Raw genomic sequence first — 3,185 nt, forward strand, 5'->3', positions numbered from 1 at the left:
CGGCTTTCACCCGCGTGCGACTACGCCACGAGGTGCTCCCGCTCCTCGAGGACGTCCTGGGGGGCGGGGTGGCGGAGGGGTTGGCGCGGACCGCGGAGCTGCTCCGGACCGACGACGACGAGCTGGACCGTCTCGCCGCCGCCGTGCCCGTCTCCGGAGACGGCGGGCTGGACGTCTCCGTCCTCGAGCCGCTCACGCAAGCTGTGCTGACCCGGGTCCTGCGGCGATGGCTGCTGGCCCACGGCTGCCCCTCGCCCACGTACGCGCACCTGTCATCGGTGGCCGCCCTCGTCACGGACTGGCACGGGCAGGGGGGAGTGGCGGTGGGGGGCACGGGCCCGGACGGGTCGGGTGTGTCGGCGGGCCGGGGCAGGTTGGTCGCTCGGCGACGGCATGGAAAGGTGGTCCTCGAGATCGACCGGGCGAGTGGAGCGGGGACGTAGATGAGCACGGACAAGTACGCCGACGAGATCGAGTCGGTGCTCATCGACACCGATGTGATCCGCGACCGGATCGCCGAGATGGGCGCGACGATCGGGGAGCGCTACCGGGACTCCGAACAGGAGGTCGTGCTGGTCGCCGTGCTCAAGGGCGCGGCGATCTTCGTCTCCGACTTCGCCCGGGCGCTGACCATCCCCTCCGAGCTGGAGTTCATGGCGGTCAGTTCCTACGGCTCCTCCACCAGCTCCTCGGGAGTGGTGCGGATCCTCAAGGACCTCGACCGTGACATCGCGGACCGCGACGTGATCATCGTGGAGGACATCATCGACTCGGGCCTGACCCTGTCGTGGCTGATGCGCAACCTCCGCACCCGCAATCCGCGCTCGCTGGAGATCGTCACCCTGCTGCGCAAGCCCGACGCGGTCAAGGCGGACCTGGACATCCTCGAGATCGGGTTCGACATCCCCAACGAGTTCGTGGTGGGGTACGGCCTGGACTTCGCCGAGCGGTACCGCGACCTGCCGTACATCGGCCGGCTGCACCCTCGCATGTACTCCTGACCGACGCTGTTGGACACATGTCTGGCAATTTCGTGATCCAGGTCACGCGAGGCGGTTAGCCTGGCGACATGTTCCCGGGAATCTTCGCCGCCACCACGCCCGACAAGCCCGCCGTGATCCGCCCCGCGACGGGCGAGCAGATCACCTACGCCGAGCTCGAGGCCAGGTCGGCCCAGCTCGCGCACGTCCTGACCGACGACTGGGGGCTTCGGCCCGGCGACACCATCGCCGTGGTCTCGGACAACACCCTCGAGATGGTCGAGATCTACTGGGGGGCACTGCGGGTCGGGCTCTACATCGCCGCCATCAACCATCACCTGACGGCCGACGAGTCCTCCTACATCATCGGGGACTGCGGTGCCCGCGCCCTCTTCGTCTCCGCTCCCGTGGCCGACCACGTCGACCTGTCCCCGGACGCCCACCCCGACGTCGAGCACCGGGTGGTGTTCGGCGGGTCGCTCGACGGGTGCGCGGACTACCGAGAACTGCTGGCCGACAAGCCCACTGATCCGCCCGCCGACCAGCCCCGCGGCCACGACTTCCTCTACTCCTCCGGCACCACCGGACGGCCCAAGGGCGTGCGCGTGGACCCGCCGGAGGGGCAGATCGACGAGGTCCCCGACGTCTACACCCCGGTGTTCAGCTTCCTCTACGCGTTCGACGCCGACAGCGTGTACCTGTGCCCCGCGCCGCTGTACCACGCGGCCCCGCTGCGGTTCTGCGGCGTGGTCAACTCCGTCGGCGGGACCGTGATCCTCATGGACCGCTTCGACGCCGAGGAGTCACTGCGCCTCATCGAGGAGTACCGCGTGACCCACTCGCAGTGGGTGCCGACGATGTTCGTGCGCATGCTCAAGCTGCCGGAGGAGACGCGGATGCGTTACGACGTGTCCAGCATGACCCACGCGATCCACGCCGCCGCCCCGTGCCCGCCCGAGGTCAAGCGCCGGATGATCGAGTGGTGGGGCCCGGTGATCCACGAGTACTACTCGGCCACCGAGGGCATGGGGATCACGTTCATCAACTCGCAGGAGGCGCTCGAACGCCCCGGATCGGTGGGCCGCGACGGGCTCAAGGGCATCGCGCACATCTGCGACGAGGAGGGCCGCGAGCTGCCCATCGGCGAGATCGGCACCATCTACTGGCAGCAGGACGAGGGCACCTTCGCCTACCACGGCGATCCGGACAAGACCGCGTCCGTCTTCCACCCCGAGCACCCCAACTGGTCCACCTTCGGCGACGTGGGTTACCTGGACTCCGACCGCTTCCTCTACCTCACCGACCGCAAGGCGTTCACCATCATCTCCGGCGGCGTGAACATCTACCCGCAGGAGATCGAGAACGCACTCGCGCTGCACCCGGCGGTCGAGGACGTCGCGGTGATCGGGATCCCGGACGAGGAGATGGGGGAGAAGGTCCACGCCGTGGTGGTGCCCGCTCCCGACCGCGCCGACGACCCCGACCTGGGCGAGGAGATCCTCGGATCGCTCCGCGGCCACATCTCGGACTTCAAGATCCCGCGGGCGGTGGACTTCGTCGACGAGCTACCCCGCACGCCCACCGGGAAACTGGTCAAGCGCCGGATCCTCGACCGCTACACGAGCGGAACCGTCGCCTGAGGCGCCGATGGACCTGACCCGCGAGTTCGAACGCGAGCGACCGAGACTCACCCGGATCGCCGCGCCGTCCTCGGTGATCCGGCCGAGGCCGAGGACGCGGTCCAACAGGCGTGGCTGCGGCTGGCGAGGACCGACGCCGCCGCCGTCGACAACCTGCAGGGATGGCTCACCACCGTGGTCACCAGAGTGTGTCTGGACCGTCTCAAGGCCGCGGTGCCGGTGCCCGTGCCCGGGGACGCGCCCGATCGTCCGGGTGCCGATCCCGACCCCGCCGAGGAGGTGGCCCTCGCCGAGTCGGTGGGGTCGGCGCTGCACCTGGTGCTCGACCGGCTGTCCCCCGCCGAGCGGGTGGCGCTGGTCCTCCACGACTCGTTCGCCGTCGACTTCGCCACCATCGCCGGGATCCTGGACTGCACCCCGGCCGCTGCCCGTAAACACGCCTCCAGGGCCCGGTCCAAGGTGGCGGCGCCGCCGGGCGGTCAGGGAACGGCGGACTGGGACGTGGTCGACGCCTTCCTCGCCGCGGCCCGGGACGGCGAGTTCTCCCGTCTGCTCGGGCTCCTCG

The 3,185-nt window shown here is 69.8% G+C and carries 4 protein-coding genes; all 4 read left to right on the forward strand.

The window, feature by feature from the left end; genetic code table 11:
- On the forward strand, positions 1-443 hold a 443-nt coding region (locus G6017_RS13130), incomplete at its 5' end, for a TilS substrate-binding domain-containing protein (protein WP_182617739.1).
- A complete protein-coding gene (gene hpt, locus G6017_RS13135) occupies positions 444-1,001 on the forward strand; it encodes a hypoxanthine phosphoribosyltransferase (RefSeq protein ID WP_182610652.1) in 558 nt (185 codons plus the stop codon).
- 68 nt (positions 1,002-1,069) lie between these two features.
- Positions 1,070-2,620 (forward strand): acyl-CoA synthetase, encoded by a 1,551-nt coding sequence (locus G6017_RS13140; protein ID WP_182617741.1) that lies wholly within the window; start codon positions 1,070-1,072, stop codon positions 2,618-2,620.
- 174 nt (positions 2,621-2,794) lie between these two features.
- Positions 2,795-3,185: sigma factor-like helix-turn-helix DNA-binding protein (locus G6017_RS13145; protein WP_347238003.1), on the forward strand; the 391-nt coding region annotated here is incomplete at its 3' end.

This window comes from Dietzia sp. B44 (assembly GCF_014145245.1).
In the GTDB taxonomy this organism is placed as follows: Bacteria; Actinomycetota; Actinomycetes; order Mycobacteriales; family Mycobacteriaceae; genus Dietzia; species Dietzia natronolimnaea.